Below are 23,170 nucleotides of genomic sequence, written 5' to 3' on the forward strand. Positions count from 1 at the left end.
GCTATCCGACGGCACTCGACATGATTGAGATAGTCCCGATTCAACCCATCTGACATTGGTTGTTATGCGTTTCAAACTCACCGCCATTCCCACCACAGCTCTGGCCACCACAGCTCTCGCCGCTACCACCCTGGCCAGTGCTATCGGTGTGGCCAGCATGGCCCAGAACCGGCCCCAGGAAGTGAATGTCTACTCGGGTCGCCATTACAACACCGACAAACAGCTTTACAGCGAGTTCACCAGACGCACTGGCATCAAGGTGAACTTGCTCGAAGGGAAGGATGACGAACTTATTCAACGCCTGAAGAGCGAAGGCAGCAAGAGCAAGGCCGACCTGCTGGTGCTTGTGGATGCAGCCCGGCTCTATCGAGCCCAGGAGGCCAATCTGTTTCGGTCAATCTCTTCACCGGAACTCAAAAAGGACGTGCCCGCCAACCTGCGGGATCCCGGTGGGCGCTGGTTTGCCCTGACCCGCCGCGCCCGCCCAGTGATGGTCAACACGGCCGCGGTGAACCCCAAGTCGATCCGCACCTATGCCGATCTCGCCAAGCCCGAGTTCAAGGGCAAGCTCTGTCTTCGCAACCGGGCCAGCGTCTACAGCCAGTCGCTCGTGGCCGATGAACTGGTGCGTCGCGGTGCAGCGGCAACCCAGAAATGGGTCCGAGGCGTTGTTGCCAACATGAAGGAACCCTTCTTCACCTCCGACACCACCATGGTGCGGGCCGTGGGCCAGGGGCAGTGCGGGGCCACCATCGCCAACCAGTACTACCTGGCCCGCCTGCTCAGCGGCGACAACACAGCCGACCGCGCAACCGCCAAGAAGGTGCGCGTGGTGTGGCCCAACCCCACCCACGTCAATGTGACCGCCGGCGGAGTCACCCGCAGCTCCCGCAACCCGGAAGCAGCCCGTCGCCTGCTGGAATTCCTCGCTTCTCCCACCTCAGGAGAGGGCTATGCCGCCGCCAACAACGAGTACCCCCTGAAGGGCTGGGGCAACAACACCACCCTCAAGGCCTTCGGAACGTTCAAGGCATCTACGGTATCGATGGAGCAATTAGGTCTGCGCAACCGCGAGGCGGTGCAACTGATGACCGAGGCTGGCTGGGAGTAACGAGCGCTCAAAGCGTTGACGCCCTCCACGACCCAAGGCGCAACATCCCAAAGCCCGGTCCCCTCCAACAGCCGGACCGGGCTCTTTGTGGTTGTCATGGTGGCGTGCGGTCTTGCCTTGCTGCCACTACTGACCCTGCTGAAGGATGCACTGATCAGTGGCGGCAATGCGCCATTGGCGCTCGGATTCGATGGGGCCCGTCAGGTGCAGGGCACCCTGCAACTGGTTGCCGGCGAAGGCCTCCTAGGCGCGATTCTGGGAACGGCCATTGGCTGGCTCACGGCGGTTTGCCGCTTCCCGGGCCGCCGTTGGCTGCGCATTGCCCAGCTGGTGCCGATGGCGTTTCCGGCCTACCTGCTGGCCGCAAGCCTGGTCGACTGGGGCAGCCAGCGAGGGATGCGCATTCACGGCCTGGGCTGGGCCATCGTGCTGCTCACCCTTGCCAATTACAGCTATGTCTTTCTGCTGAGCACCGAAAGCTTCTCGGTGAGTGGCCGGCGCCTACTGGAAGCCAGCCGCAGCCTTGGGGTGGGACCGTGGAGCAGCTTCTTTCGGGTAGCCCTGCCGATCGCCCTGCCATCGATCGGAGCTGGCGTCGCCCTCAGCGCCATGGAGGTGGTGAATGAGTTAGGCGCTGTACGCCTGCTGGGGGTGCCCAGCCTCTCGGCCGGAATCCTTGATCGCTGGCAGGTGGATGGGGATCCCCAGGGCGCCGCCCTCCTGTCGCTGGTTGCATTGGGGATCGTGGCTGTGCTGATCGCCACCGAGCGCCTGCTCCGCCAACGCAGCCGCCGCTGGAATCTTGATGGCAGCGGCGGTGGCGGGCACGTCTGGCCCTTAACGGGCTGGCGCTCGGCGCTCGCCCAACTCCTCTGTGCCCTACCACCACTTGGCGCATTGGCGATTCCAGTGCTCTGGGTGCAGGAGGGCTGGCAAGGTCTTGAGGCCGAATCCATCACCGAACTGGGCCAACTAGCAAGCCGCAGCCTGGGCCTGGCCCTGCTGGCCACCGGCGTCACCGGCCTGGCCGCCCTGCTGCTGGCCATCTCCAGACGCTGGAGCCCCCAACCCCTGGTGCGACAGCTGAGCTTCGTGGCCGGGCTCGGCTATGCCATTCCCGGCAGCGTGCTGGCGCTTGGTCTGATCATCCTGGGCGGCCCCCTGGGGTTCAGCCCGGTGCTACTGCTGCTCTGGGGCTATGGCGATCGCTTCATCGCCGTGTCCAAACAAGGGCTCGATGCTGCTCTGGAGCGAATCCCTCCGAGCATCGACGAAACAGCCACCAGCCTGGGTTGCGACTGGCTGGGGGTGCTGCGCCGCATTCACCTGCCCCTGCTCAGAGGCCCCCTGATGGTGGGTTCGCTTCTGGTGTTTGTTGATGTAGTGAAGGAGCTACCGATCACCCTGGCGCTGCGCCCGTTCGATTTCGACACCCTGGCGGTGCGGGTGTTCCAATACGCCAGTGATGAGCGAGTGGGCTCAGCCATGGCGCCGGCATTATTAATTATGGTTTTTGGGCTGATTGCGGCATTAGCGCTGGTACCAACCCTGGAACAGCACGACTAGTCGCGGCCACATCGGCATTTCCCGCCCTTCCAGTGGGAGCACTTGCTCTGCTTGCAGCCCTTTTTCTTGTCAGCGCTGGGGCCGCGCTGGCCGAGGGGAGAAGGGGCGTCGTTGCTGGGGCCGATGGGCTTGGGCATGGCGACAACCTCTGCGGTGAGGTCTAACTCTTGAATCAGCCTATGGACGCTGATGCCTGCCACGGACGGCCAACAGCGCTGATTGGACGCAGAATTACCTGCTGTTGTGCCATTTGCAACACCTTTCCTTTGAATCCTTTGGGAACTCTGTGGCTACGGTGCAAAAGCTAATCGACAACACCATGGTCCAGTCCACCACCAGCACTACCACCAGCAGCCCCGTGGCCACTGGGCCCGCCGGACGGGCAATGGCCCAACCAATGGATGGCGCCCTGCTGGAGGGCCTGCAGCAGCACCTGACGATGGAACGCCAGGCCAGTGCGGCGTACTGGGCCATGGCGATCTGGTTTGGCGAGCGGGAGCTGCGGGGCTTCTGCCACTACCTAAAGGGTGAGGCGAGCAACGAGCAACACCACGCCGCTCTTGTTGCTGACTATCTAGTCGCCCGCGGCCAGACCGTGCTGCTGGAAGCGGTGGTACCACCCCGCCAGCACTGGTCAGGCGCCGAAGAGGTTTTCTCCGCAATCTTCCAAATGGAGGCAGAGGTAACCAGCTCCCTCCAACAGCTGTATGCCTTAGCGGAGCGATCCGGCGATGTGCGCACCACCGTGTTCCTCGATCCAATCGTTCAGGGGCAGATCGACTCCGAAAACGAGGCCGCCCACCTGCTGGGGCGGATCCTTTTCGCCCAGGGCAATCCCGCAGCCATGCTTGTGATCGATGGGGAGCTAAGCGAAGGGAAGCACGCTCCTGAATCGCTAGCTTCGTAAACCACCAAAGAATGGGGGAGTAAGTCTCAGCAGGGCAAGGGGCGCCGGGTCAGTTCCTCAAGGAACTCCACAGCAAGACTGTCGCGAAGTCCAACGCTGCGGCGCATCTGGCTAGCGCAGGCCTGCAGCTCTTGGCGACGGCCCTGCAGCTGCTGGAGCTCCCGCTTCAAACGCTGCACCAAGCGCTCCTCCCGACAACGACCTAGATCGGCCATCACCAGCGCGCCGCGGCAGCGCAGCTGATCCATTTCATGGCACAGGCTGGCCACCAGGCTGGCCGATGGCTGCGCGGTGACGTGGGCCAAACGACTGGTCATCGCAGGACTCAGGCCGCAGCCAAAGGGGCGGATTCAACTAATTCCGGTGCCAGGCGCATGCCGGCCTCGCCAACGGGGGCCTCGAGCAGTTGGGCCTGGCGAATCCGCGAAATCAGCCGCGTGGTGGTAACCCGGGTGGTACCGATCAATTCACCAATCCGTTCATGGGTGAGACGAAACGGCAGATCACACCAGCTACCGCAGCGACGACCGAGTCGGCGCACCAGCAGACCAAACAATGCATGTAGCCGCTGATCAGCGCTGCCTAAGTGACGGATGCGCAGTAGCTGCAAGGTCCATTCATTGACGGCATCAAAGCCATCGCCCTGTCGGAGCGTGGCGTCACTGCGGAAACTCAAAGGCGTGAGCGCCTCAACGCAGACGCCCTCACTGCAGAGGCGCTCGGTGCACAGCTGATCCCCCGCCTGCAGGAAAGCCAAGGTCATCCCCTCGGTTTCCTCGCAGGGGCAATAAACGCGAGCCACACCATCCAGCACCTCAATGCAGCTGCCAGAGGGGAGCAGGGCGGGGTTTAGCAGCACGGTTTGCCCAACCGGCATGCGCACGGCGGTGAGGGAATCGGTTGGCAGAAAGCGAAAACTCATAGCCGCGGCAAGGCTTATTGCGAATGACTCGCAACCTAAACAAGAACGCCGCCTTTTGCAAGCGATTCTCAATAACAACAAGCAATTGCAAGTGAGCCGAGCGCGCGCTCCAGGCCAGCACACTTGCAATTGCGCTTTTTGTCTACTTATTCACCGATGGCATCCCGTAGCGCATGCAAAGTCAGCATTTGTAGCTATGGGCAACAACTTGCGGCCAAAATCCTCGGCCATAGGCATCCTGGAACTGCTTCCCACCGACGTTGGGGATTTTCCCTTCATGTTGAATCGCAACCCCATGTGCAGCCGCATCGGCCTGCTGGCCGCTGCCGCGAGCCTGCTGGCGGCAGCTCCAGCCCTGGCCCAAACAGAAACCCTCTACAAACTCGACACCAAGTGCAGCATCAAAGGCGGTGAACCGCAGGCCTGCGTGGTGGAAGCAGTAAACGAGGGCAAGGCAACCCTCTACCGGCACAGAATCGGCAAAAACGTCGAAACGATTCGAATAACCGATAGCCCAGTGCGCATGAGTGTCTGGGTTGACAGCACCAAAACCTGGAAAAACCTCGACTCAGCAGCGGCCCGCTTCTCTACGAACACGATCTGCTTTAACGGGCGTGACCTGTGCGTGATCAACCCCAATTACCTCAACAGTGTTAAGGAAGATCGCCCTGACTCAACGGCAGGCCGCGACCTGATCAAGGTCCAGTTCGGCGCTGATGGCCGCATAGATCTCACCTGCTACGACGACGGCTGCAAGGGGGTGGGCAAATGACCCGTGCTCTGAACACACCGTGGAGCGGCCTCGGACTGGCGCTGGCGGGAGTGTTGGCCCTACCGATCGGCACAGCGTTTGCCTTCGATCGGTCCATGCTGAATAACGCCATGCTGGATAGCGGCACAGCCCAACTGCTTGCCCGCGGAGGTGGTGGTGGATCCCGTGGCGGCGGCGGTGGTGGCTCCCGTGGAGGTGGCAGTGGCATGCGCGCCGGTGGCAACAGCGGCTTCAGCAATGCCGGAGCGGGCCTTAACCGCGGTTCGACCAAACCAGCAGGTGGCTGGAGCAACAACGCAAGAGTTGGTGCTGGCGCAGGTGGGGCCGGGGGACCTTCCTTGAACCGACCAGCGGCAGTTAACCGACCGGCGGCAGGCACACGTCAGCTACCAGGCGCTGGCCAGGGAGGTGACCGGATGGCCAACCGCGATGGCAATCGCAACCTCAACCGCGATGTAAACCGCGACGTAAACCGAAATGTAAACCGGAACGTAAACCGGGATGTAAATCGCAACTGGAACCGCAACGTCAATATCAATAATGTCAACGTTCGTCCCGGCTGGGCAAGGGCAGGATGGGGAGTGGCGCGGCCCTGGAACCACGGCTGGTACGGCGGCTGGCCCGTCCCAACTTGGGGCTGGTGGGGTGCTCGGGCAGCGGCCTGGGGCGTGGCAACTCTCGCCACTGCAGCAGTTATCAACAACGCCGTTGACAATGCTGTTAGCAGCAATGCCACTTACATTGTGGTACCCAACACAAACTACCAGTTGCTATACGGAACGGTTCAACCATCCGGCAGCAATTCAGTTAGTTTTGTAATGCAGGCCAATGGCAGCAACTACCAACTGACTGCCAACTGCAACCAGGGCACAATCAACGGTCAAGAGCCCAGCAACGCCGAAGAAGCCGAACTGCTAAATGCCGCCTGCCAAGTGGCATACGGATCGGTTTAAGCGGCTAACAAACCATGGATCTGTCGTCCTAGCAGCGGCAGATCCAATTATTTTGATGGCAAAAATGCAAGCCATGCACCGGAGCAAAGCCATACCCATCTTGATAGGGCTCACCCTGGTCGGTGGCCTAACAAGTGAACTACGTGCACAGCCGTCTGATCCCGCTGCCTCCAGCAACCAGCCAGCGCAACCCGCCTCCCCTTGGGCGAGCACCATCGAGCTATATGGCTTTGCGCCGATCAGCACTACTGGAACAACTACTGTCTCAAATGGGACAAGAAACTTCAGTGCCGACACCGATCTAAATCTTGGTGATGTTCTTTCAAAACTGAAGTGGGCCACTTCCCTACGCGGCAGCATCGAAAAGGATCGCCTTGGTCTTTTGGTCGATCTGGATTACGTCAAACTTGGGCAATACGAATCAACGACCGGCCGGCGTGGAATCTTCACGGGGAGCGCTGAAGTCACAGCTACTCAGGGTATTTACGACCTTGCCCTGCGCTATCGCTTTGGGGATCGAGAAGCTGCGGTGGGCAAGCCGGGGCAATTCAGCCTAATCCCCTATGCCGGCATACGCATAATCGATGCCCAGTTGGATGTGGCAGCCCAGATTCAAGGCAGTGGAGGTCGAGTCAGTTTCCAACAACAAGGCAACTTTGGACGCACCTGGGTTCAACCTCTTTTGGGAACCCAGGCTACGATTTTCATGTCTCCCCGCTTACGCGCGTTTGCCCGCGCCGACATCGGTGGCTTTGGGCTAAGTGGATCAGAAGATCTTTCCGGAAACGCCCAAGTTGGCCTTGGCTATGCAGTGGGCAACAACACAGATCTAAATATTTCCTGGCGGTATGCGGGGATCAACTACAATACTGGCGACATTCCCGATAGTGGCTACAGCAGCTATCGAAATGGCTTTGAAATTGGTCTGAAATTCTTCTTCTAATTCAATGAAACGCCGCAGCACTTTTCTCTCAGACTTCAAGGACTTCGTCAACAAAGGCAATGTTGTAGATCTCGCTGTTGCCGTGGTTATCGGTGGAGCTTTTGGCAAAGTAGTCGATGCGGTCGTCAGTCTTGTGATGACCTCACTGCTTGCTCCTGCCTTGAAAGCTGCCAATGTATCGGCTATCAGCGCTTGGCCAGCAGGAGCTGTGATAGTGGCGCTGATCAATTTCATCGTGATCGCCTTCGTGGTGTTCCTGATCGTGCGCGGCATTGAAGCCATGAAGCGTGGCGAACGACCGATCTCCGCTCCCGATCCCCAGGCTCAACTCGCTGCTGCCGCTACCCGCCTGGCAGAAGCTTTAGAGCGTCGCCAGCTCTGAGGGCCTCACCACACAGCGAAAACCCATATGGCCCGTGGAGGTATCAAGCCCCTGGGCCATGCGGGCTGCTGGTCGGTAACGACGGCAATAGCTAGGTGCACATAAATAAGAACCACCCTTAACCACTTTGCGTGGTTGCTCGCCGTGCTGGGAGTGGCTATCGATGCTTGCTTCACGCGCTTTGGCTTGGGCGGCATCGGCGCAACAGGCTCCCGTGCTCTGCTGGTGCTGGCCATACCAGCTATCGGTCCACTCCCACACATTGCCGATCATGTCGACTAACCCATAGCCGTTGGTAGGAAAAGCACCTACAGGGGAGGTGCGCTCGTAGCCATCTAAGCGACTGTTGTGGTGAGGGAAATCACCCTGAAAGGTATTAGCTAGGGGAACTCCACCGGGATAGAGCTCTTCACCCCAGGCAAACTCGGCATTGCACAGGCCGCCCCAAGCAGCCCGCTCCCATTCCTGCTCCGTAGGCAGCTGTTTGCCGCACCAGCTGGCGTAGGCAAAAACGTCGTCCCAGGCGACATGGACCACCGGATGCTGCTCGCGGCGCTTAATCGAGCTGCCCGGTCCCTCCGGATGACGCCAGTTTGCTCCGGCAAGATATTGCCACCAGCGGTAGTGGCTTCCAGGCCCCAGCGGGCCCGGAGGCGGAACAAAAACAATAGATGCCGGCGCCAATCGTTCCTGATTGGCGCCGGGATAGTGAGCGGGATTTGCTGGCTGCTCCGCCAGCGTGCGGTAGCCGGTGGACTTCACAAAGTTCCGAAACTGGGCGTTAGTTACGGGAGTGCGATCGATCCAGAAGCCAGCCACCTCGACGTCATGGGCCGGAGCCTCCTCGGGGTAGTGGTGGTCTGACCCCATCCGGAAGCCGCCCGCCGGTATCCACACCATTCCAGGGAATGGGGGACGACCGGGGGATCGGGCGGTGCCGGCTGACATGGCGGCAGGATCAGGGTCCGCCGACAGTATTCACCATCTTCTCCATCACCTGCTGCAGCGAGAAGCTGGCAGCCTTTTGGCGGGGTGGGAATTCTGCGAAGGTGGCGAGGAACTGGGCCACGTAGGTCTGGGCTGGTACCAGAAGGAAAATGTGATCAAACATCCAGTCCCAATAGGTGTTTGATGTCACATCAGCGCGCTCATAGGGGTCGGTGAGCAGGTTGAAGATCTTGGGTACCCGCAGAGCCGTAAACGGTTCGGCCCAGATCTGGCAAGTGCCCTGGCAGCGCTGCTCCATGAACACAAACTTCCAGTTGTCGTAACGCAGGCCTGTGAGGTCACCGTCGTCGGAGAAGTAGAAGAACTCAACCCGGGGACTCTTATCCGCCTGGCCGGTCCAGTAGTCGAGCATGTTGTAACCATCAAGGTGCACCTTGAAGGTCTTGCTACCGACCTGATAGCCCGCTTTTAGCTTCTCCTTGATCTCAGGCTCACCGGCCGCGGCAAGGATAGTGGGCAGCCAGTCGAGGTGGCTACAGATACCCGAGAAGATTGTGCCTGGAGCGATGTGCCCCGGCCAGCGCACTAGGGCCGGCACCCGATAAGCCCCTTCCCAATTGGTGTTCTTCTCGCTGCGGAAGGGTGTCATGCCGGCATCAGGCCAGCTGTTCATGTGGGGACCGTTATCGGTGCCGTACATCACGATGGTGTCGTCGGTGACACCCAACTCGTCGAGCAGGTTGAGCATTTCACCAATGCACTCGTCGTGATAGATCATCACGTCGTGATACTCCGACTGCCAGCGACCGCTGCGGCCCACATCCTGGGCACGCGCATAGGTGCGGAAGTGCATGTGGGTGGTGTTGAACCAGACGAAGAAGGGCTCGCCAGAGGCAACGGCATCGCGAATGAAACGCTTTGCCTCAGCCATGAATTCATCATCGGCCGTCTCCATCCGCTTACGGGTTAGGGGGCCGGTGTTTTCAATCCGTTGGCTGCCATCACCATTTGCCCAGCAATGCAAAACACCGCGGGGGCCGAAGCGCTCCTTGAAGTTCGGGAAATCCTCAGGCTTGGGATAGTCGCGCAGCTCCGGCTCCTCCTCGGCGTTGAGGTGATAGAGGTTGCCGAAAAACTCGTCAAAACCATGCATGGTCGGCAGATGCTCATCGCGATCGCCGAAGTGGTTTTTGCCAAACTGGCCGGTGCGATAGCCCTGGGGCTTGAGCAGTTCAGCGATGGTGGGATCTTCCGCTTTAAAGCCAGCTTCGGCGCCAGGCAACCCCACCTTGCTGAGACCGGTGCGGAAGACGCTCTGGCCGGAGATGAAAGCCGCACGACCAGCGGTGCAGCTCTGTTCGGCGTAGTAGTGGATGAAGCGACCACCCTCCTTGGCTACGCGGTCAATATTGGGGGTCTGATAGCCCATCAAGCCATCGCTGTAGCAACTCAGATTGCTTTGACCGATGTCGTCACCCCAGAGGATGAGAACGTTGGGTTTTCCGTTTGGCATGGGAAGCAAGAAGACGAATACGCCTGCTTAAAGGATGGATTGCCTGCAGCACATCGCTGGAAAGCTATGCACTTCTTCACACCCAAATATTCAGACCAGTATTTATTTGCGCAAATGCAAATATTGGCGTAAACGCAAAAAATCAATACCAGGGGCAAATCCGCCAGCTCGATTGCCGTCCAACATATTTCAGGACTGAAGACTGCGCTGCCATCTCAGAAATGGAATCGATAGCAGCACAGTTATCAATAGATACACCAGAATTCCAAGTTTGACGGCTGGCATTTCCGGGGCATAAATGCCAGCCAGCAACAACGCAAGACCCGGGTTACGCATTGATGTTACTAATGCCAGGGTGACCCCCAGGCAGGGCTCTCGGTTAGCGAGGCCATAGCCCAAAGCCAGGCTGATCAACACCAGAGCCGCCATAACCGGCAGGGCAATCAGATTGGCGCCCACATAGGTAACCAAAAGCGGCGCCGTTTTCCCGAGCACCACCAACACGAGCAGCAGCAGCAGCCCATTAGCGAGGCGATCGAGGGGGGTCTCTAGTCGGCTTGCCCAGCTGGGCGCAAAGCGCCTCACTAACAAGCCCAGCAACAGGGGGAGCAGCTGAACCAGAGCCACCTGCGCGGCTACATGGTGCGACTGAACCTGCCAACCCTCAACTCCAAAGATGCGGGTGAAGCCGCTCGCCAGCAGGGGAATGGTGATGATCGCCGCCAGTGCTGCGGCCACTTGGAGCAGGGCGGCCAGGATCCGATCCCCTCCTTGCTTGCCTGCCTTGCGCATCAGCAGGGGGGCACTAGGGCAAACAGCCATCAGGGCGATAGAAAATCGAGCCGGCTGGGAGAGGGCCATGGTGGGCGGCAGCAACAGCAACAGCACAGCTGCCACAGGCACGAGCAGGCAGGTGCCGATGAGACCACGCAGCAGCAGACCCCGGTGCTGCTGCCAGCGACCTAAGCCATCGAGGGGCAAGCCCACCCCCAGGGCAAACATGATCGCGAACAGGGTGGCAGTAACCAACAGGGGCGGGGATTGAGCCATCGGAGCAAGGCGCGGAACAGCAGATCAAAAGGAGCAAGCGGGCTAGGGCCTAGCTGCCGGCGCGGGCAGCAATCAGCCCCAGTGCCAGCACACCGATCAAAGTGAGCATCACAGCTGTAGCGGCAGCTATTTGGGGCTTGTCTCGGTAGACGTAGTCGTCTTGATGGAGACGGCGCAGCTCTTTGCGGTATTGGACCGTGGCTCCCGCCATGGCGAGAATCCCGGTGATCGTGAAGGCCGCCGCCACTAGCTGCACTCCCCACTCCACCTGGGCACCTTGGCCACCTGCGGCACGATCAATTGCTCCCACGATCTTGTCTAAGCCGAAGCCAAAGCTGATCAGCGAGAGACAGGTGCGGATCCAGGCCATGAGGGTGCGTTCGGCCGCATCCCGGTTGCGTTGCTTGGCAAGTTCGTTGGTGAGATTCATCGGCGCCCCTCCGGGCTCAGGGATTGATGGGATGCTTCAGCCTCCAAATCACGGGCCAAGAACACATTGAGCAAGGTGCGGATCACGGCCACCACGCCCAATTGCACCAGATGGGCGCCGGTGGGGGAAGTGGAGGTGGCCACGATGTCTGCCCCGAGCTGAAACTCCAGGGCCATCGCCAACCAGCTGCCGAAGGTGAGCCTCACCGCCTGAAAAGCAGTGGAGCCGCGCCGCCGGGCACGCCAGCCCTGCCAGGCTTGGCCCAGGGTGATCAACAAACCGAGCAGCACCGTGCCCAGGGAGAGGGCCTCAAGCACGCTGCGCAGGGCCATGGCCAACGTGGCAAGTCCCTGATCAAAAACAACCAACAAGCTGGGCTCGGAGCTAGGCATCGAAGGCAGCTGGCAAGCATGGATGCATTCGCTTTCCCAAAGCTAAGGAGCACTGCCGCTGCCGTCAGCTGTGCCGACGCATTTGCAAAACGCTGCGCTTAGGGATTGCCTTTATGTGTATGCGGGACTACTCAGCCGCCGCACAGCTGGGGCAGAGGGCCCGGACGTTGAGCACGCACTCAAGCAAGCGGAAGCCATAGGCGCCCGCGGCCTGCTCGCCAGCCTGGAGCACCGCTGAATTTTCAAATTCCTCAGTGCGGCCGCAACGCACACACACCAGATGGTGATGGTCGCGGTGGGCGTCACTGGCCAACTCAAAGCGGCGACCACCCTCTGGGAGCTCCAGCTCCTGCAGCAGCCCCATGGAGCTCAGCAGCCGCAGAGTGCGATACACGGTGGCGAGCGACACCCGCTCCTCGCTGCGCAGCAGGCGCTGGTGCACCTCTTCAGCGCCCAGGTGGCTGCCTTCACCAATGCGCTCAAATAAGGCCAACACCCGCTGGCGCTGGGGCGTCAGCCTCTGGCCGCGATCGTGCAGGCTGGAGCGCAGGCCATCTCCACCGGCGGGAAGGGTTGCAGCGGGGGGCTGGGCTCCAGGGCTGAGTCGGGCGGTCACAGCGGGATCCCGGGCTTCTCAACAATAGGTGCAGTTGCGAAGAGGTGCCAAATCTGATCCTGACGCCCCACAAGGAATGACAGGCCGCAGCGGGTCACCAACACTGCAGGGAATTCATGCCCCTGCCATGACCCACTCCCATCCGCGCCTGCTCGGTGGAGCACTGGCCGCACCCGCCAACCCGACCCGGGCCTCCCTTCAAGGAGTCACCTTCACAGTGAGCAGCAAGGGGAAGGGCTCGGTGCGCCAACTCACCATCGCTACCAGCGGCACCCCCCAGGCCATTGCCCCGATTCGGCAGGAGATTCTCGGCAGCGTCAGCGGTGTGGAGGGGGCCGACCTCGATGCCAACGGACTGCCCGAGGTGTATGTATTCATCACCAGTGCCGGCAGTGGCAGCTACGGCTCGGTGGAGGGTTGGGCCCTGAACAAGGGGCGGCGCTCACTCTCCACGATTCACATGCCGGAGCTCAGCGGGCAGGCGGCCCAGGGCTACCAGGGCCACGATGAATTCGCGGTGGTGGAGCTCAACCTGGCCCGCCGATTCCCGATTTACCGCCCTGGCGATAGCAATGCCAAGCCCACTGGGGGCACCCGGCAGATCAGCTACAAGCTCGTGCCGGGAGAGGCGAGCTGGCAGCTGAAGCCGATGCGGGTCGACACCTACTGAGATGTCGTGCCGAAGGTGGAGTCTGGGTACAGGGATATTCCGCGCCGCCCTGCTGGGAGTGGTGCTCCTGCAGCCCCTGGGGGCCAACGCCAGGGGCGAAAAGCTGCAGGAGGCCATCGCCGCCTTTGAGCAGCGGGGGTTCGTGATCCGCCGGGAGCATCCCCGCTGCGCCGAGCCCCAGCTCTTTGGGTTGTACGTGCGCGGCCAGCGCGAGGTGGTGGTCTGCCCCAGGGGTAACCAGCTGGAAGCCCGGCTGCACGAGGGCTGGCATGCGGTGCAGTCGCTATGCCAGCGCGGCACCCCCCTGCTGGGCAGCGATGCCCTACTTCACCAGCTGGGGCGTCGGGATCGCCGCGAGCTGCAGCTGCTCTATCGCCCCGACCAATGGCCGCGGGAGGCGGAGACACGCCTAATGGCACGCGAACGGCTGGATAGCTACCTGCAGGCCCTGGATCGGGCTTGCACCGCCGCCGAGGCGCCGAAGGCAAACTGAACCCATCTACAGCAGGCCGCGAGCTGCCATGCCCACCCAAGCCGCCGTCCAGGCCTATTACGGCCAGGAGCTCACCGGCACGGCCGACCTCAAAACCAGCGCCTGCTGCGATGCCGACGCGGTGCCGGCTTGGCTGCGGCCGCTGCTGGCCCGGATCCACCCCGATGTGCTGGCGCGCTACTACGGCTGCGGCCTGGTGTGCCCGCCCCTGCTGGAGGGCTGCCGCATCCTCGATCTGGGCTGCGGCACGGGCCGGGACGTCTACGCCCTGGCCCAGCTGGTGGGCCCCAGCGGCTCGGTGGTGGGGGTCGACATGACGGCGGAGCAGCTGGCGGTGGCCCGCGAGCACTTGGCCTTCCATGCCGAGCAGTTCGGCTACGCCAACGTGTCGTTTCAGGAAGGCACGATCGAAGCCCTCGAGGCGCTGCCCCTGGAGCCCGGCAGTTTCGATGTGGTGGTGAGCAACTGCGTTCTCAACCTCTCCACAAACAAAGCGGCGGTGCTGCAGGGGGTGAAACGGCTGCTCAAGCCGGGCGGAGAGATGTACTTCTCCGATGTGTACGTCGATCGGCGCCTACCTGAAGCGGTTCGGCGCGATCCGGTGCTCTACGGCGAATGCCTGGGCGGAGCGCTCTACTGGAACGACTTCCTGCGCCTCGCCAAGGGCGCCGGCTTCCCCGACCCACGGCTGGTGAGCGACCGCGAGCTCCAGATCACTGAGCCAGCCCTGGCGCCGCTGGTGGGCGAGGCCCGCTTCTATGCCGCCACCTACCGCCTGTTCCACATCGCCGAGCTGGAAGATGCCTGCGAAGACCACGGCCAGGCCGTGATCTACCGAGGCACCATCCCCCATCACCCCTACCGCTTCGACCTCGATGGCCACCACGCCATCGAAACCGGCCGGGTGTTTCCGGTGTGCGGCAACAGCTTCCGGATGCTGCAGGCCACCCGGTTTGCGCCCCATTTCACGTTCATCGGCGACTTCAGCCGCCACTTCGGCCTGTTCCCCGGCTGCGGCAGCAGCCTGCCCTTCACGGGCGTCGCCGCAACCAAAGAAACCACAGGCGTGGTGGACTCAGGAAGCTGCTGCTGACGCCTCGTCCTCCCAGAACAGGTGATCCACCGAGCTGCGCCGATGGGGCCGGCACACGTTGAACTGCTGCCGCACCTCCGATAACGGCAAGGGGGCCAGGGCGAAATGGTCCACCAGGGAGAAATCGGCGCTGCAGGCACTGCCACGCTTGAGTTCTGAAGCCAGCAGATAGGCCGCCGAAGGGCTGTCCAGGCTGGAGTGATCGGGCGCCAGGGTGGGATTGGCGCTCACAAAGCCCGCTTCGTGGGTCACCAAAGATGCCAGTAGGGCACTCTCATTGATGGGGTTGTCCTGCATCGCCCACTGAAAAGCGCTGAGGGCGATCTCGCCGGCACTGGTCGCCGCAATCCCCGCAATCACGTGGGTCATGTCGTGGGCCAGGTAGAGGTGATTGAGGGCGCAGGCATCCCGCCCGGGCAGGGGGAAACCGAAGCGGTCGTAATAAACGAGCAACGCCCGACCCAGGCTGGCCTCCGGGAGCTGGGCGAAGCCCTCAATCCGCGCCACCAGCGCCGGTTCTGGCTGGTCACCAGAAGCCAGCGGATCCGCCAGACCGGGCTCACTCCGCAAGGGCAGGAAGGTCGTGAAGATCCTGCCCACATCCGCCGCCGCCTGGTCGACCCCCTGGCGCAACCAATCACGGCTCACCTCCAGGACCGCGCTGCTCACCCCCAACGCCTCGGCATAGGCCCAGCCCAGCGCGAGCTGAGCATCCGTCTGCGGATGTCGGCAAAACTCGAGGGTCATCTGCAGCAGATGGGCCACCCGCCGCGTCGGCAGATCATTCAGCGCTGCCGCCAGTTCTTCGGGAGCGATCGGCTCCAGCGCTGAAACGCGCAGGTCTGGGCGCTCCCAAAGGTGGTTGAGCAGTGCCTGCAGTAGACGCCGCTGCTCCACGGTCGGGCCGCCGCTGCAGGAGATAGATCCCAGCAGGCCCCGGGCCACCGGCTCTACCAAAGATCCATCCAGCAGCAAGCCCATCTCCCTAGGCCGACAACTGGGACTGCCGCGGCCGATCCAGCCTGGCCGTGAGCGCCGCCAGCAGATCGGCGATGGTCACAACCAGCCGGTAGCTGATCGCAATCGCCAGCAGCGGCGCCTCGGGGATGGCGAAGCCGAGGCGCAGCAGCAGCACCGACTCGAACACGCCCAGGCCTCCGGGGGCGCCGGGCACCACCAGCCCAGAGGTCCAGGCCAGGGCGAAGCCCGCCAGCCAGCCGCCCCAGCTGAGGCTGTAGGAGAGGTCGAAGGCGTGCACGCAGCAGGCGAAGCCGCCAAAGCGCAGCAGCACAAATCCAAACTGCACCAGCAGCGGCGGCCAGGGATAGGAGCGAATCGGCGCAGTGGCGGCCGCCTCGATGTCCATGCCCAGCGCCGAGACCTTGCGGCGCTCCAGGCGACTGAGCAGGGGGTTAAGCCAACTGGGCCAGAGCAAGGCCAAGGGCAACAACCCCAACAAAGCCAGGCCCTGTTGCCAGCCGCCCGCAGACATCAGCGCCAGGGCCGCCACCGCCGCCACCAAGGGGTCCAGCAGCACCGCCACCAGGGCCAGAGCGCCCGGGGCCGGGGCCGCCAAGGGGGCCTCAGCGCTGCGCAACAGCTGCACGCGACTGGTGAGGTGCCAGATGCCACCGGGCAGGAATTTGCGCAGGTTGGTATCGAGGTAGACCCGCACCAGCTCGCCCCAGCGGGGGCGCAGCCCGAGCCAGCGCAACACCACGCCGAAGGCCAGGCCGTTGGCCACCAGGCTCAGCAAACTCACGCCCACCCCCAGCAGCAACCACAGCCAGCCCTGGCGATCGAGGCTGAGCTGCAGCAGCTGGCGCCCGTGGCCCACTAGGGCCGCCAGCAGAAAACCGAAACTCAGCAAGCTGATCCACAGCTTCAAGCCGCCGGGCAGGGGCGGCAAGCCCTCCCACCAGGCGGCCAAACGAGTCAGCCCGCGGCGGCAGCGCTGAAGCAGGGCTTGGGCAAAAGTCGGCATGCTTGGGGCTGGTTGGCTTAGGGCTCGCTGGGCAAGTTGGCGTCAGGCTGGGCCTCGAGGGCCTGCTGCACAACCAACCGCACCTGATCGATCCCCAGTGTGTGCTGGCGCGCAAGAGCTGCCAGATCGTCGTGTTCAGGCTTGCTGCGCCAGCGGCCGTCGGGAAGCTGGGCCTGCTTGAGCCGCACGGGCCCCAAGGGAGTGGCCAGCTCCAGGCTGCGGCGCGGCAGCACCCAGCGGGTCTGGGAATGTTCGCGCAAGCCCAGGGTGGTGCTCTGCCGCCACCACACCCGGCGCAACCTCTCGGCCTGCTCGGGGGCGACAAGGGCCGTAAGCAGCTGGGCGGTGCGTCCTTTCTTCATGGCGATCGCCTGGCTGAACACCTCCAGGGCCCCGGCCTGGCGCAGCTCCTCAGCCAGAAAAGCCAGATCCTCCGCCGTGGCGTCATCGATCTGGGCCTGCTGCACCAGCACGGTTTCTTGCTGCACGGTTTCGAGCTGGGCAGGATCGGAGCCGCCGCAATCGGCCAGGGTGAGTCGCAGCAGGTTGGGGCGATCCAGGCTGCGGGAGCCCAGCCCCACGCCCACCCGCTTAGGCACGTGGGTGGGTGCATGGCCAAAGCGCGTCGCCCAGCAGGCCGCTAATGCCAGACCGGTGGGGGTGGTGAGTTCACCGGGGGGGAAGCCCTCGGCTGAGGCCAGGGGAATCGCCCGCAAGCGGGCCAGCTCCAATACGGCAGGCGCCGGCAGGGGCAGGGTGCCGTGGGCCGTTGCCACCAGGCCATGACCCGCCGGCGGCGGGCTGCACACCAGTTGCTCCACCCCGAAGTGCAGCAGCCCGGCGCACACCCCCACCACATCCACCAGGGCATCGAGGGCGCCCACCTCGTGGAAGTGCACCTGCTCGGGGCTGTGGCCGTGCACCGCCGCCTCCGCCGCCGCCAGCAGGCCAAACACCTCCAGCACCCGCTGCCGCAAGGGCTCGGGCCAAGGGGCAGCTTGCAGCTGCCGGCGCAGATCGCCCCAGAGCCGATGGGCCGGCTGGCGCTCCAGGCTCACCACCTCCAAATGCAGGCCGCGCAGGCCACCGCTGCGGCGCTCTTCAAGCTCCAAGCGGTAGGTCCCGGCCAGGCCGAGGGCGGCCAGGGGGCCATGGATCTCCGCCTGCGGTAGCCCCAGATCCAGCAGGGCTGACAAAAGCATGTTGCCGGCTAGGCCCGTGGGCGCATCCAGCAGCGCCAGCACCGCCTCAGGCCTCCCCAGCCAGGGGGCGTCCCAGCCTTGGCGCTAGAGCCAGCAAGGCATCGGCCTCGCTCTGTAATTGCTGTTGACTGGCGCGCAACTGGGCCTCCACCTCCCGGCGGGCCCGGCGCTGTTCCCGCTGGGCGGTGTCAACGTCTTGGCCGGAGAGGCCCCAGAGCCTCCCCAGCAGGGCCCGGTCGTCCGTGCCGCCCACGCTCTGGCCGTAGATGAGCTGCTCGGCCACCATGCCCGCCTGCAATACCCGGCTCCAGCGCCGCAGCTCCTCGGCCGGCAACTTGGCATGGGCCGGCGGCTCCAGTTCGGTGCTGCCGCTGGTGTTGAGGCCGGCCCGCAGGCAGGCCAGGGAACCCACCAGCACCTGACGCACCGCCATCTCCTCCTGACGCGCCACCAGAAGGTGACCCGCCTCATGAATCGCAATCCGCCGCAGGCGGGCGCGGCCCCCTGGCAGGGCTTCGGCCAGCACATGGCCGCCGCGGCCACCGAAGCGGGCCGCATCCAAGGTGAGGCCGCCCAAGCCCAGGCCCGCTATCAGGGTCACAATCCAGGGCGAAAGGCCTAGGGCGGGGCCAAGAATCGCCGCCAAGCTGATCAAGCCCACGGCCAGGCCAGCCGCCAGGGGTTGGTTCATGGCCGGCGCGGGCCGCCCTGACCAGCCGCCGCCGGCCGTGCCTTGCCTCCCTTACCACCCTTGCTTGCAGCACCATCGCGGCGCCCCTTGCCGCCCCGGTTACCCCGCTGGGCCACAGGGCCGATCACTTCAAAGCTCTCCAGCTGCAGCTGCTGGGCCTGGCGGCGCAGGTTGAGCGCCACGAAGTGGCGCAAATGCTCGAGGGGCACATCACCCTTCAGCTGCAGCTTGAAGGGCACGGGGCGGCTGCCATCCGGGCGGGGCATCACCCGCACCTTCACCACCAGATCGCCGGTTTCAGGGCGGGTGTAAATCAATTCACCGCGCACCGAGAAGTAATCGTCTCCCTCTGGCAGGGCGTCTTCAGGGCTATCCGCAGCAGGACTTTCGGCAACAGGTAATTCAGCTTCCTCAGCCGCGGCCAGGGTGCTGGGCTCCCACACACCCACCATCTGCAGGTGCAACCCCTCCTCCTCCCTCGAGCGGGGGTAAACCACCCAGAGATGGGGCTCTTCGAGGTTGAGGTGGCGGCGCATCAAAGTGAGCAGCCGGCCCAGCACCACGGCCTCCAGCTCGGTGCCATCAGCCGTGCGGATCACCCCCCGGGTGAGCTGCTCAGCATCGGTGGGCACATAAACACCACGCACCACGCCAATGGCCCGGTATTGCGTGGGTTCGGTTACCGGAGAAATCGGGTGTTGGCGCATGGGCTGAACTTTAAGTGCCCCAGGGCAAAGGCACAAAGGGCAGACTGGCAGCCCATCGCTGGCCGCTTGCAAATGCCCGCCGCTCCCAACCGTTCCGGGATCTGGACTGGGCTCGCCATTGCGGGGGCAGGAGCGCTGTGCATCGCCGCTGGCTGGTGGCTGGGACAGCTACAGGCCGGTTCGGCTGGATCCGATCCCTCCCGCACGGCCCTGGAGCGTCAGGCCTCCTCCCTGCAGCAGCGGCTCAACCAGGGCGAGGCCAGCCAGGCCGAACAGCAGCGGCTGCTGGAGCTACTGGTAGCTCTGGATCGCAAAGCGGAGGCCACAGCGCTGCTGGAGCGCCTAGCCGACCAGCAACCCCAGCAGTGGTCGCTGCGGCTGCTGCTGGCCGAGCTGCGCCGCGACCAGCAGGACCGCAGCGGCGCTGAGCGGGAGGTGCGCCAACTGCTCAACCTGCGGCCCGACCAGATCGAGGGCCTGCAGCTGATGGCCCTGCTGCAACTGGAAATGGGGCGTGGAGACCAGGCCCAGAGCCAGCTGGAGGCGGCGCTGCAGAGGGCTAGCAAACCCCAGCTGAAACCGGAGGCCCTGCCGATCGGCCTGCTGCTTGCCAACCTGCTGCAGAAGCGAGGTCAAGCGGGCCAGGCCGAGTCCGTGCTGCTCAAATTGGCCGCAGAATTCCCCACCGACCAACGCCCCCTGCTGGCGCGGGCGATGCTGCAGCAGGAGCGCGGCGATATCAAAGGGGCCCAGGAGTCGCTGGCGTTAGCACGCTCCCGTAAACCTGGCCCAAGCGACCCGCGCCTGGATCAGGTTGCCGCCGCCTGGGGATTGGCGCCGCTCAGGGACCCTTCACCGTTGCCGCCGGGGCAGCCGACGCCGGCGCTGCAGGCGGAGAGTGGAAATCCCTGAGGGCCGCGTCCACCGCATCGCCAGGGTTGGTGGCGTTATCCATGGAGGTGGCCTTGCGCAGCTTGTTCATCAAGTCGATTGGGTTGGCGGAATCGAGCGCCGAACCACCTCGATTGGTTCCGGTGCCGTAATCGAGCTCCCGCTCCTGCTGGGGGCTGCTGATCGTTTGGCCGTAGCCCTTTTCCTGGGCCCTGGCCGCTCCAACTCCAGCTACCGAAGCGACTCCAACTACAGAAGCAACTCCAAGTACCGAAGCAACAGCCGCGGCCAAAGCAACCGATGCGCCGAAGTAGCCCAGGGAATTGCATCCCAGGGCCTTGCTTCCCAGTGCACTGGCAGAACGGGTGCTGGACAGCGGCGAACTATCAGCGGCCATGGGTTATGCACTCCGATACTCTCCGAGCCCCATCCTAGGTGCGTTCCCCAGGGTGGGTTTCGGCCGCCTCCCTGCTGACCCCCTACCTATGAAGATCGCCACCTGGAACGTCAACTCGGTGCGCACCCGCCTCGAGCAGGTGCTGGCCTGGCTGCAACAGGAACGCCCCGATGTGCTGTGCCTGCAGGAAACCAAGGTGACCGATGTGCTGTTTCCGCGTGAAGCCTTTGAGGCCCTTGGCTACGCGGTGGCCATCAGCGGCCAGAAGGCCTACAACGGCGTCGCCATCCTCAGCCTGCTGCCCCTCGAGGACGTGCAGATCGGCTTTGAGGCCCTGCTGCCCGCCGAGCAAGAAGCGGTCGGTCTCAGCGAGCAGAAACGGGTGATCAGCGCCCTGATCGACGGCATCCGGGTGCTGAATCTCTACTTACCCAACGGCAGCTCGCTCAAGAGCGAAAAGTACGCCTACAAGCTTGAGTGGTTGGCCTGCCTGCGGCGCTACCTGGAGGAGCAGGAGCGCCAGGGAGATCCCCTCTGCATGGTGGGCGACTTCAACATCGGCCCCGAGGCCCGCGACATCCACGATCCGGAGCGACTCAGCGGCGGCATCATGGCCAGCGCGGCGGAGCGCTCAGGCCTGCAGCTGCTGCTGGGCGAGCGGCTCACAGACGTGTTTCGGGTGTTCGAGCCAGAGGCCGGGCACTGGAGCTGGTGGGACTACCGCACCGGCGCCTGGGACCGGGACCGGGGCTGGCGTATCGACCACATCTACCTCTGCGAACAACTGCTCGCCTGCGCCACCAGCTGCGTGATCCACAAGGCCACCCGCGGCAATGAGCAGCCCAGCGACCACGCCCCAGTGGTGGTGAATCTGGTGTGGCCGCCTGAAACCGACAACTGGAACTAAGAACTGGAGCTGAGCCCGTTCAGAACACCACCGCTTCATCGGGCAGCGCCTGGCCCTGGGCCTGCAACACCGCCACCCTGCGAGCCGATTCGCCGCAACTACTTGGGGTGGGGAAGATCTTGCCGGGATTAGCAATATTCAGCGGATCGAAGGCCCGGCGCACCAGCTGCATCGTGGCCAGGTCATCGGGGCCGTACATCCAGTCGAGGTAGCAGCGCTTATCGCTACCCACGCCGTGCTCGCCGCTGATGCTGCCCCCCTCATCCACACACAGCCGCAGAATGTCTGCGCCCAGGGCCTTCACCCGCTCCTCGATGCCGGGCTCCTGGGCCGAGTAAAGGATCAAGGGGTGCAGGTTGCCGTCACCGGCATGAAAAACATTGGCCACCGGCAAGCCGTAGCTGGCGCTGAGCTGCTCAATCGCCGCCAGCACCCGGGGCAGGGCACTGCGGGGCACTACGCCATCCTGGAGGTAGTAGCTGGGGAAGCGGCGACCCAAGGCTGATACGGCCGATTTGCGCCCTTTCCACAGCAGGGCGCGCTCCTGGGCATCAGTGGCCTGGCGCACGGTGCGGGCGCCCGCCTGGGAGCAGAGCTGGGTGGCGAGCTGCACCGCCGCTGCCACCTCCCCCTCCTGACCATCCAGCTCGATCAACAGCAGTGCCGCCGCATCGCGGGGGTATTCATCAACGCCGAAGTAGTCGTTCACCGCCTCGATCGTGAGGCGATCCATCATTTCCATGCCAGCAGGCAGCAAGCCGGCGGCAGTCACCTGACGCACCGCCTCGCCGGCCGCTTCCATGCTGGTGAAGTCAGCTAGCAGCACGGCCACGCTCTGGGGCGCCCGTAGCAGCCTCAGGGTGATCGCCGTAGCGATACCCAAGGTGCCCTCACTGCCGATAAAGGCGCCCCGTAAATCGAGTTCAGGGGTTTCGTCGAGCTCGCTGCCCAGGCAGGTGGTGCTGCCATCTGGCAGCACCACCTCCAGACCCAGCACGTGGTTGCTGGTCACGCCGTATTTGAGGCAGTGCACACCACCGGAATTTTCGGCCACGTTGCCGCCGATGCTGCAGGCCACCTGGCTGGAGGGATCTGGGGCGTAATAAAAGCCATCGCCGGCCACCGCCCGCGTCACCCAGCTGTTGATCACACCGGGCTGCACCGTGATGCGCTGGTTTTCCAGGTCTATGGCCAGCACCTGGCGCATGCGGCTGGTGGCGATCACCAGGGCCTCGATCTCAGCCACGGCGCCGCCGGAGAGGCCGGTGCCGCTGCCCCGGGCCACAAACGGCACTCCTTTTTGATGGCAGAGCTTCACCGCGGCAGCCACCTGGGCAGTCGTCTCAGGCAGCACCACTAGAGGCGGCTGGTGCCGGCTGAGGGTGAGGCCATCGCAGTCGTAGGAAAGCAATTCCTGGCGCGCCGACACCACGGCGCGGAGTGGCAGGAACTGGCGTAACTGCCGCTCCATCTCTGGCCAATTGATGCCCAGATGACCCATCGCAAGAGGCTCAATTTACCGAGCAAGCACCAGGGGTCTGTTTTGGGTCAGGATGGTTGACGGTTTTGTCCCTCTGCGGGTTCCGCTTTGACCTCGGCTGCCACCTCCGCTCCGGCCTCGGGTTCTGCC

At 63.6% G+C, this 23,170-nt stretch carries 27 protein-coding genes; 12 read left to right on the plus strand and 15 right to left on the minus strand.

Going from position 1 to position 23,170, the window contains the following annotated elements; all coding sequences use genetic code 11:
• Nucleotides 1-64: 64 nt before the first annotated feature.
• From KBY85_RS00475 to KBY85_RS00485, 3 genes are all read left to right on the plus strand, one after another.
• A complete protein-coding gene (locus KBY85_RS00475; protein ID WP_254959636.1) occupies nt 65-1,111 on the plus strand; it encodes an extracellular solute-binding protein in 1,047 nt (348 codons plus the stop codon).
• A 96-nt stretch (nt 1,112-1,207) separates the two neighbouring features.
• Nucleotides 1,208-2,677 carry an iron ABC transporter permease gene (locus KBY85_RS00480; RefSeq protein ID WP_254959637.1) on the plus strand — a complete coding sequence of 490 codons (1,470 nt, stop codon included), beginning with the start codon at nt 1,208-1,210 and terminating at the stop codon, nt 2,675-2,677.
• Between the two features lie 319 nt (nt 2,678-2,996).
• Nucleotides 2,997-3,584, plus strand: coding sequence for a ferritin (locus tag KBY85_RS00485; protein ID WP_254959638.1), 588 nt, complete (start codon nt 2,997-2,999; stop codon nt 3,582-3,584).
• A gap of 26 nt (nt 3,585-3,610) precedes the next feature.
• Here the strand turns inward: KBY85_RS00485 and KBY85_RS00490 are convergent, their stop codons facing one another.
• Together KBY85_RS00490 and KBY85_RS00495 are read right to left on the minus strand one after the other, a co-directional pair.
• The gene (locus KBY85_RS00490) at nt 3,611-3,901 is read right to left on the minus strand and encodes a hypothetical protein (RefSeq protein WP_254959639.1); all 291 of its coding nucleotides are present in this window, start codon (nt 3,899-3,901) and stop codon (nt 3,611-3,613) included.
• Between the two features lie 8 nt (nt 3,902-3,909).
• Nucleotides 3,910-4,506, minus strand: coding sequence for a Crp/Fnr family transcriptional regulator (locus tag KBY85_RS00495; protein WP_254959640.1), 597 nt, complete (start codon nt 4,504-4,506; stop codon nt 3,910-3,912).
• Between the two features lie 277 nt (nt 4,507-4,783).
• Between KBY85_RS00495 and KBY85_RS00500 the strand changes: the two genes are divergently transcribed.
• The 4 genes from KBY85_RS00500 to mscL are packed head-to-tail and all read left to right on the plus strand — an operon-like array spanning nt 4,784 to nt 7,556.
• Nucleotides 4,784-5,278: a hypothetical protein gene (locus KBY85_RS00500; protein WP_254959641.1), complete on the plus strand. Its 495-nt coding sequence runs from the start codon at nt 4,784-4,786 to the stop codon at nt 5,276-5,278.
• Nucleotides 5,275-6,231: a hypothetical protein gene (locus tag KBY85_RS00505; protein WP_254959642.1), complete on the plus strand. Its 957-nt coding sequence runs from the start codon at nt 5,275-5,277 to the stop codon at nt 6,229-6,231. The genes KBY85_RS00500 and KBY85_RS00505 overlap by 4 nt, the downstream gene beginning before the upstream one ends.
• Nucleotides 6,232-6,286: 55 nt before the next feature.
• A complete protein-coding gene (locus KBY85_RS00510; RefSeq protein ID WP_254959643.1) occupies nt 6,287-7,174 on the plus strand; it encodes a hypothetical protein in 888 nt (295 codons plus the stop codon).
• 4 nt (nt 7,175-7,178) lie between these two features.
• Complete coding sequence (gene mscL, locus KBY85_RS00515) at nt 7,179-7,556, plus strand: large conductance mechanosensitive channel protein MscL (protein ID WP_254959644.1); 378 nt, start codon at nt 7,179-7,181, stop codon at nt 7,554-7,556.
• On the opposite strand, the gene KBY85_RS00520 is transcribed toward mscL, so the two are convergent.
• From KBY85_RS00520 to KBY85_RS00545, 6 genes are all read right to left on the minus strand, one after another.
• Nucleotides 7,536-8,504: a formylglycine-generating enzyme family protein gene (locus KBY85_RS00520; protein WP_254942524.1), complete on the minus strand. Its 969-nt coding sequence runs from the start codon at nt 8,502-8,504 to the stop codon at nt 7,536-7,538. The two genes, mscL and KBY85_RS00520, sit on opposite strands and share 21 nt — an antisense overlap.
• Before the next feature lie 10 nt (nt 8,505-8,514).
• Entirely contained in the window at nt 8,515-10,017 is a 1,503-nt protein-coding gene (locus tag KBY85_RS00525) for an arylsulfatase (RefSeq protein WP_254959645.1), read from the minus strand.
• A 189-nt stretch (nt 10,018-10,206) separates the two neighbouring features.
• Complete coding sequence (locus tag KBY85_RS00530; RefSeq protein ID WP_254959646.1) at nt 10,207-11,067, minus strand: bile acid:sodium symporter; 861 nt, start codon at nt 11,065-11,067, stop codon at nt 10,207-10,209.
• A 49-nt stretch (nt 11,068-11,116) separates the two neighbouring features.
• Entirely contained in the window at nt 11,117-11,497 is a 381-nt protein-coding gene (locus KBY85_RS00535; protein WP_254959647.1) for a YidH family protein, read from the minus strand.
• Nucleotides 11,494-11,889, minus strand: a complete 396-nt coding sequence (locus KBY85_RS00540; protein WP_254942528.1) for a DUF1622 domain-containing protein — start codon at nt 11,887-11,889, stop codon at nt 11,494-11,496. Before KBY85_RS00540 ends, KBY85_RS00535 begins: the two co-directional genes overlap by 4 nt.
• A 127-nt stretch (nt 11,890-12,016) precedes the next feature.
• Entirely contained in the window at nt 12,017-12,505 is a 489-nt protein-coding gene (locus KBY85_RS00545) for a Fur family transcriptional regulator (RefSeq protein WP_396121787.1), read from the minus strand.
• A 127-nt stretch (nt 12,506-12,632) separates the two neighbouring features.
• Here KBY85_RS00545 and KBY85_RS00550 point away from each other — a divergent pair, with 127 nt between their 5' ends.
• The 3 genes from KBY85_RS00550 to KBY85_RS00560 are packed head-to-tail and all read left to right on the plus strand — an operon-like array spanning nt 12,633 to nt 14,761.
• Nucleotides 12,633-13,175: a hypothetical protein gene (locus KBY85_RS00550; RefSeq protein WP_254959648.1), complete on the plus strand. Its 543-nt coding sequence runs from the start codon at nt 12,633-12,635 to the stop codon at nt 13,173-13,175.
• A gap of 1 nt (nt 13,176) precedes the next feature.
• Nucleotides 13,177-13,668 (plus strand): hypothetical protein, encoded by a 492-nt coding sequence (locus tag KBY85_RS00555; RefSeq protein ID WP_254959649.1) that lies wholly within the window; start codon nt 13,177-13,179, stop codon nt 13,666-13,668.
• Nucleotides 13,669-13,696: 28 nt separating this feature from the next.
• Nucleotides 13,697-14,761, plus strand: coding sequence for a methyltransferase domain-containing protein (locus tag KBY85_RS00560; protein ID WP_254959650.1), 1,065 nt, complete (start codon nt 13,697-13,699; stop codon nt 14,759-14,761).
• On the opposite strand, the gene KBY85_RS00565 is transcribed toward KBY85_RS00560, so the two are convergent.
• Genes KBY85_RS00565 through KBY85_RS00585 form a run of 5 tightly spaced genes read right to left on the minus strand, consistent with a single transcriptional unit; the run spans nt 14,744 to nt 19,345 of the window.
• Nucleotides 14,744-15,742: a hypothetical protein gene (locus KBY85_RS00565; protein WP_254959651.1), complete on the minus strand. Its 999-nt coding sequence runs from the start codon at nt 15,740-15,742 to the stop codon at nt 14,744-14,746. The two genes, KBY85_RS00560 and KBY85_RS00565, sit on opposite strands and share 18 nt — an antisense overlap.
• 4 nt (nt 15,743-15,746) lie before the next feature.
• Complete coding sequence (locus KBY85_RS00570; protein WP_254959652.1) at nt 15,747-16,745, minus strand: UPF0104 family protein; 999 nt, start codon at nt 16,743-16,745, stop codon at nt 15,747-15,749.
• A gap of 17 nt (nt 16,746-16,762) precedes the next feature.
• Nucleotides 16,763-17,989 carry a nickel pincer cofactor biosynthesis protein LarC gene (larC, locus tag KBY85_RS00575; protein ID WP_254959653.1) on the minus strand — a complete coding sequence of 409 codons (1,227 nt, stop codon included), beginning with the start codon at nt 17,987-17,989 and terminating at the stop codon, nt 16,763-16,765.
• Nucleotides 17,990-17,993: 4 nt separating this feature from the next.
• Complete coding sequence (locus KBY85_RS00580; protein WP_254959654.1) at nt 17,994-18,638, minus strand: hypothetical protein; 645 nt, start codon at nt 18,636-18,638, stop codon at nt 17,994-17,996.
• Nucleotides 18,635-19,345, minus strand: a complete 711-nt coding sequence (locus KBY85_RS00585) for a hypothetical protein (protein WP_254959655.1) — start codon at nt 19,343-19,345, stop codon at nt 18,635-18,637. Before KBY85_RS00585 ends, KBY85_RS00580 begins: the two co-directional genes overlap by 4 nt.
• 72 nt (nt 19,346-19,417) lie before the next feature.
• On the opposite strand from KBY85_RS00585, the gene KBY85_RS00590 reads away from it, so the two are divergent.
• Nucleotides 19,418-20,257, plus strand: coding sequence for a tetratricopeptide repeat protein (locus KBY85_RS00590; protein ID WP_254959656.1), 840 nt, complete (start codon nt 19,418-19,420; stop codon nt 20,255-20,257).
• Here the strand turns inward: KBY85_RS00590 and KBY85_RS00595 are convergent.
• Nucleotides 20,187-20,633 (minus strand): hypothetical protein, encoded by a 447-nt coding sequence (locus tag KBY85_RS00595; RefSeq protein WP_254959657.1) that lies wholly within the window; start codon nt 20,631-20,633, stop codon nt 20,187-20,189. The two genes, KBY85_RS00590 and KBY85_RS00595, sit on opposite strands and share 71 nt — an antisense overlap.
• Before the next feature lie 88 nt (nt 20,634-20,721).
• Here KBY85_RS00595 and xth point away from each other — a divergent pair, with 88 nt between their 5' ends.
• A complete protein-coding gene (xth, locus tag KBY85_RS00600) occupies nt 20,722-21,540 on the plus strand; it encodes an exodeoxyribonuclease III (RefSeq protein WP_254959658.1) in 819 nt (272 codons plus the stop codon).
• 19 nt (nt 21,541-21,559) lie between these two features.
• Here the strand turns inward: xth and KBY85_RS00605 are convergent, their stop codons facing one another.
• Nucleotides 21,560-23,041, minus strand: coding sequence for an FAD-linked oxidase C-terminal domain-containing protein (locus tag KBY85_RS00605; RefSeq protein ID WP_254959659.1), 1,482 nt, complete (start codon nt 23,039-23,041; stop codon nt 21,560-21,562).
• Between the last annotated feature and the right edge of the window lie 129 nt (nt 23,042-23,170).

The organism is Cyanobium sp. BA5m-10 (genome assembly GCF_024346255.1).
In the GTDB taxonomy this organism is placed as follows: domain Bacteria; phylum Cyanobacteriota; class Cyanobacteriia; order PCC-6307; family Cyanobiaceae; genus Cyanobium_A; species Cyanobium_A usitatum.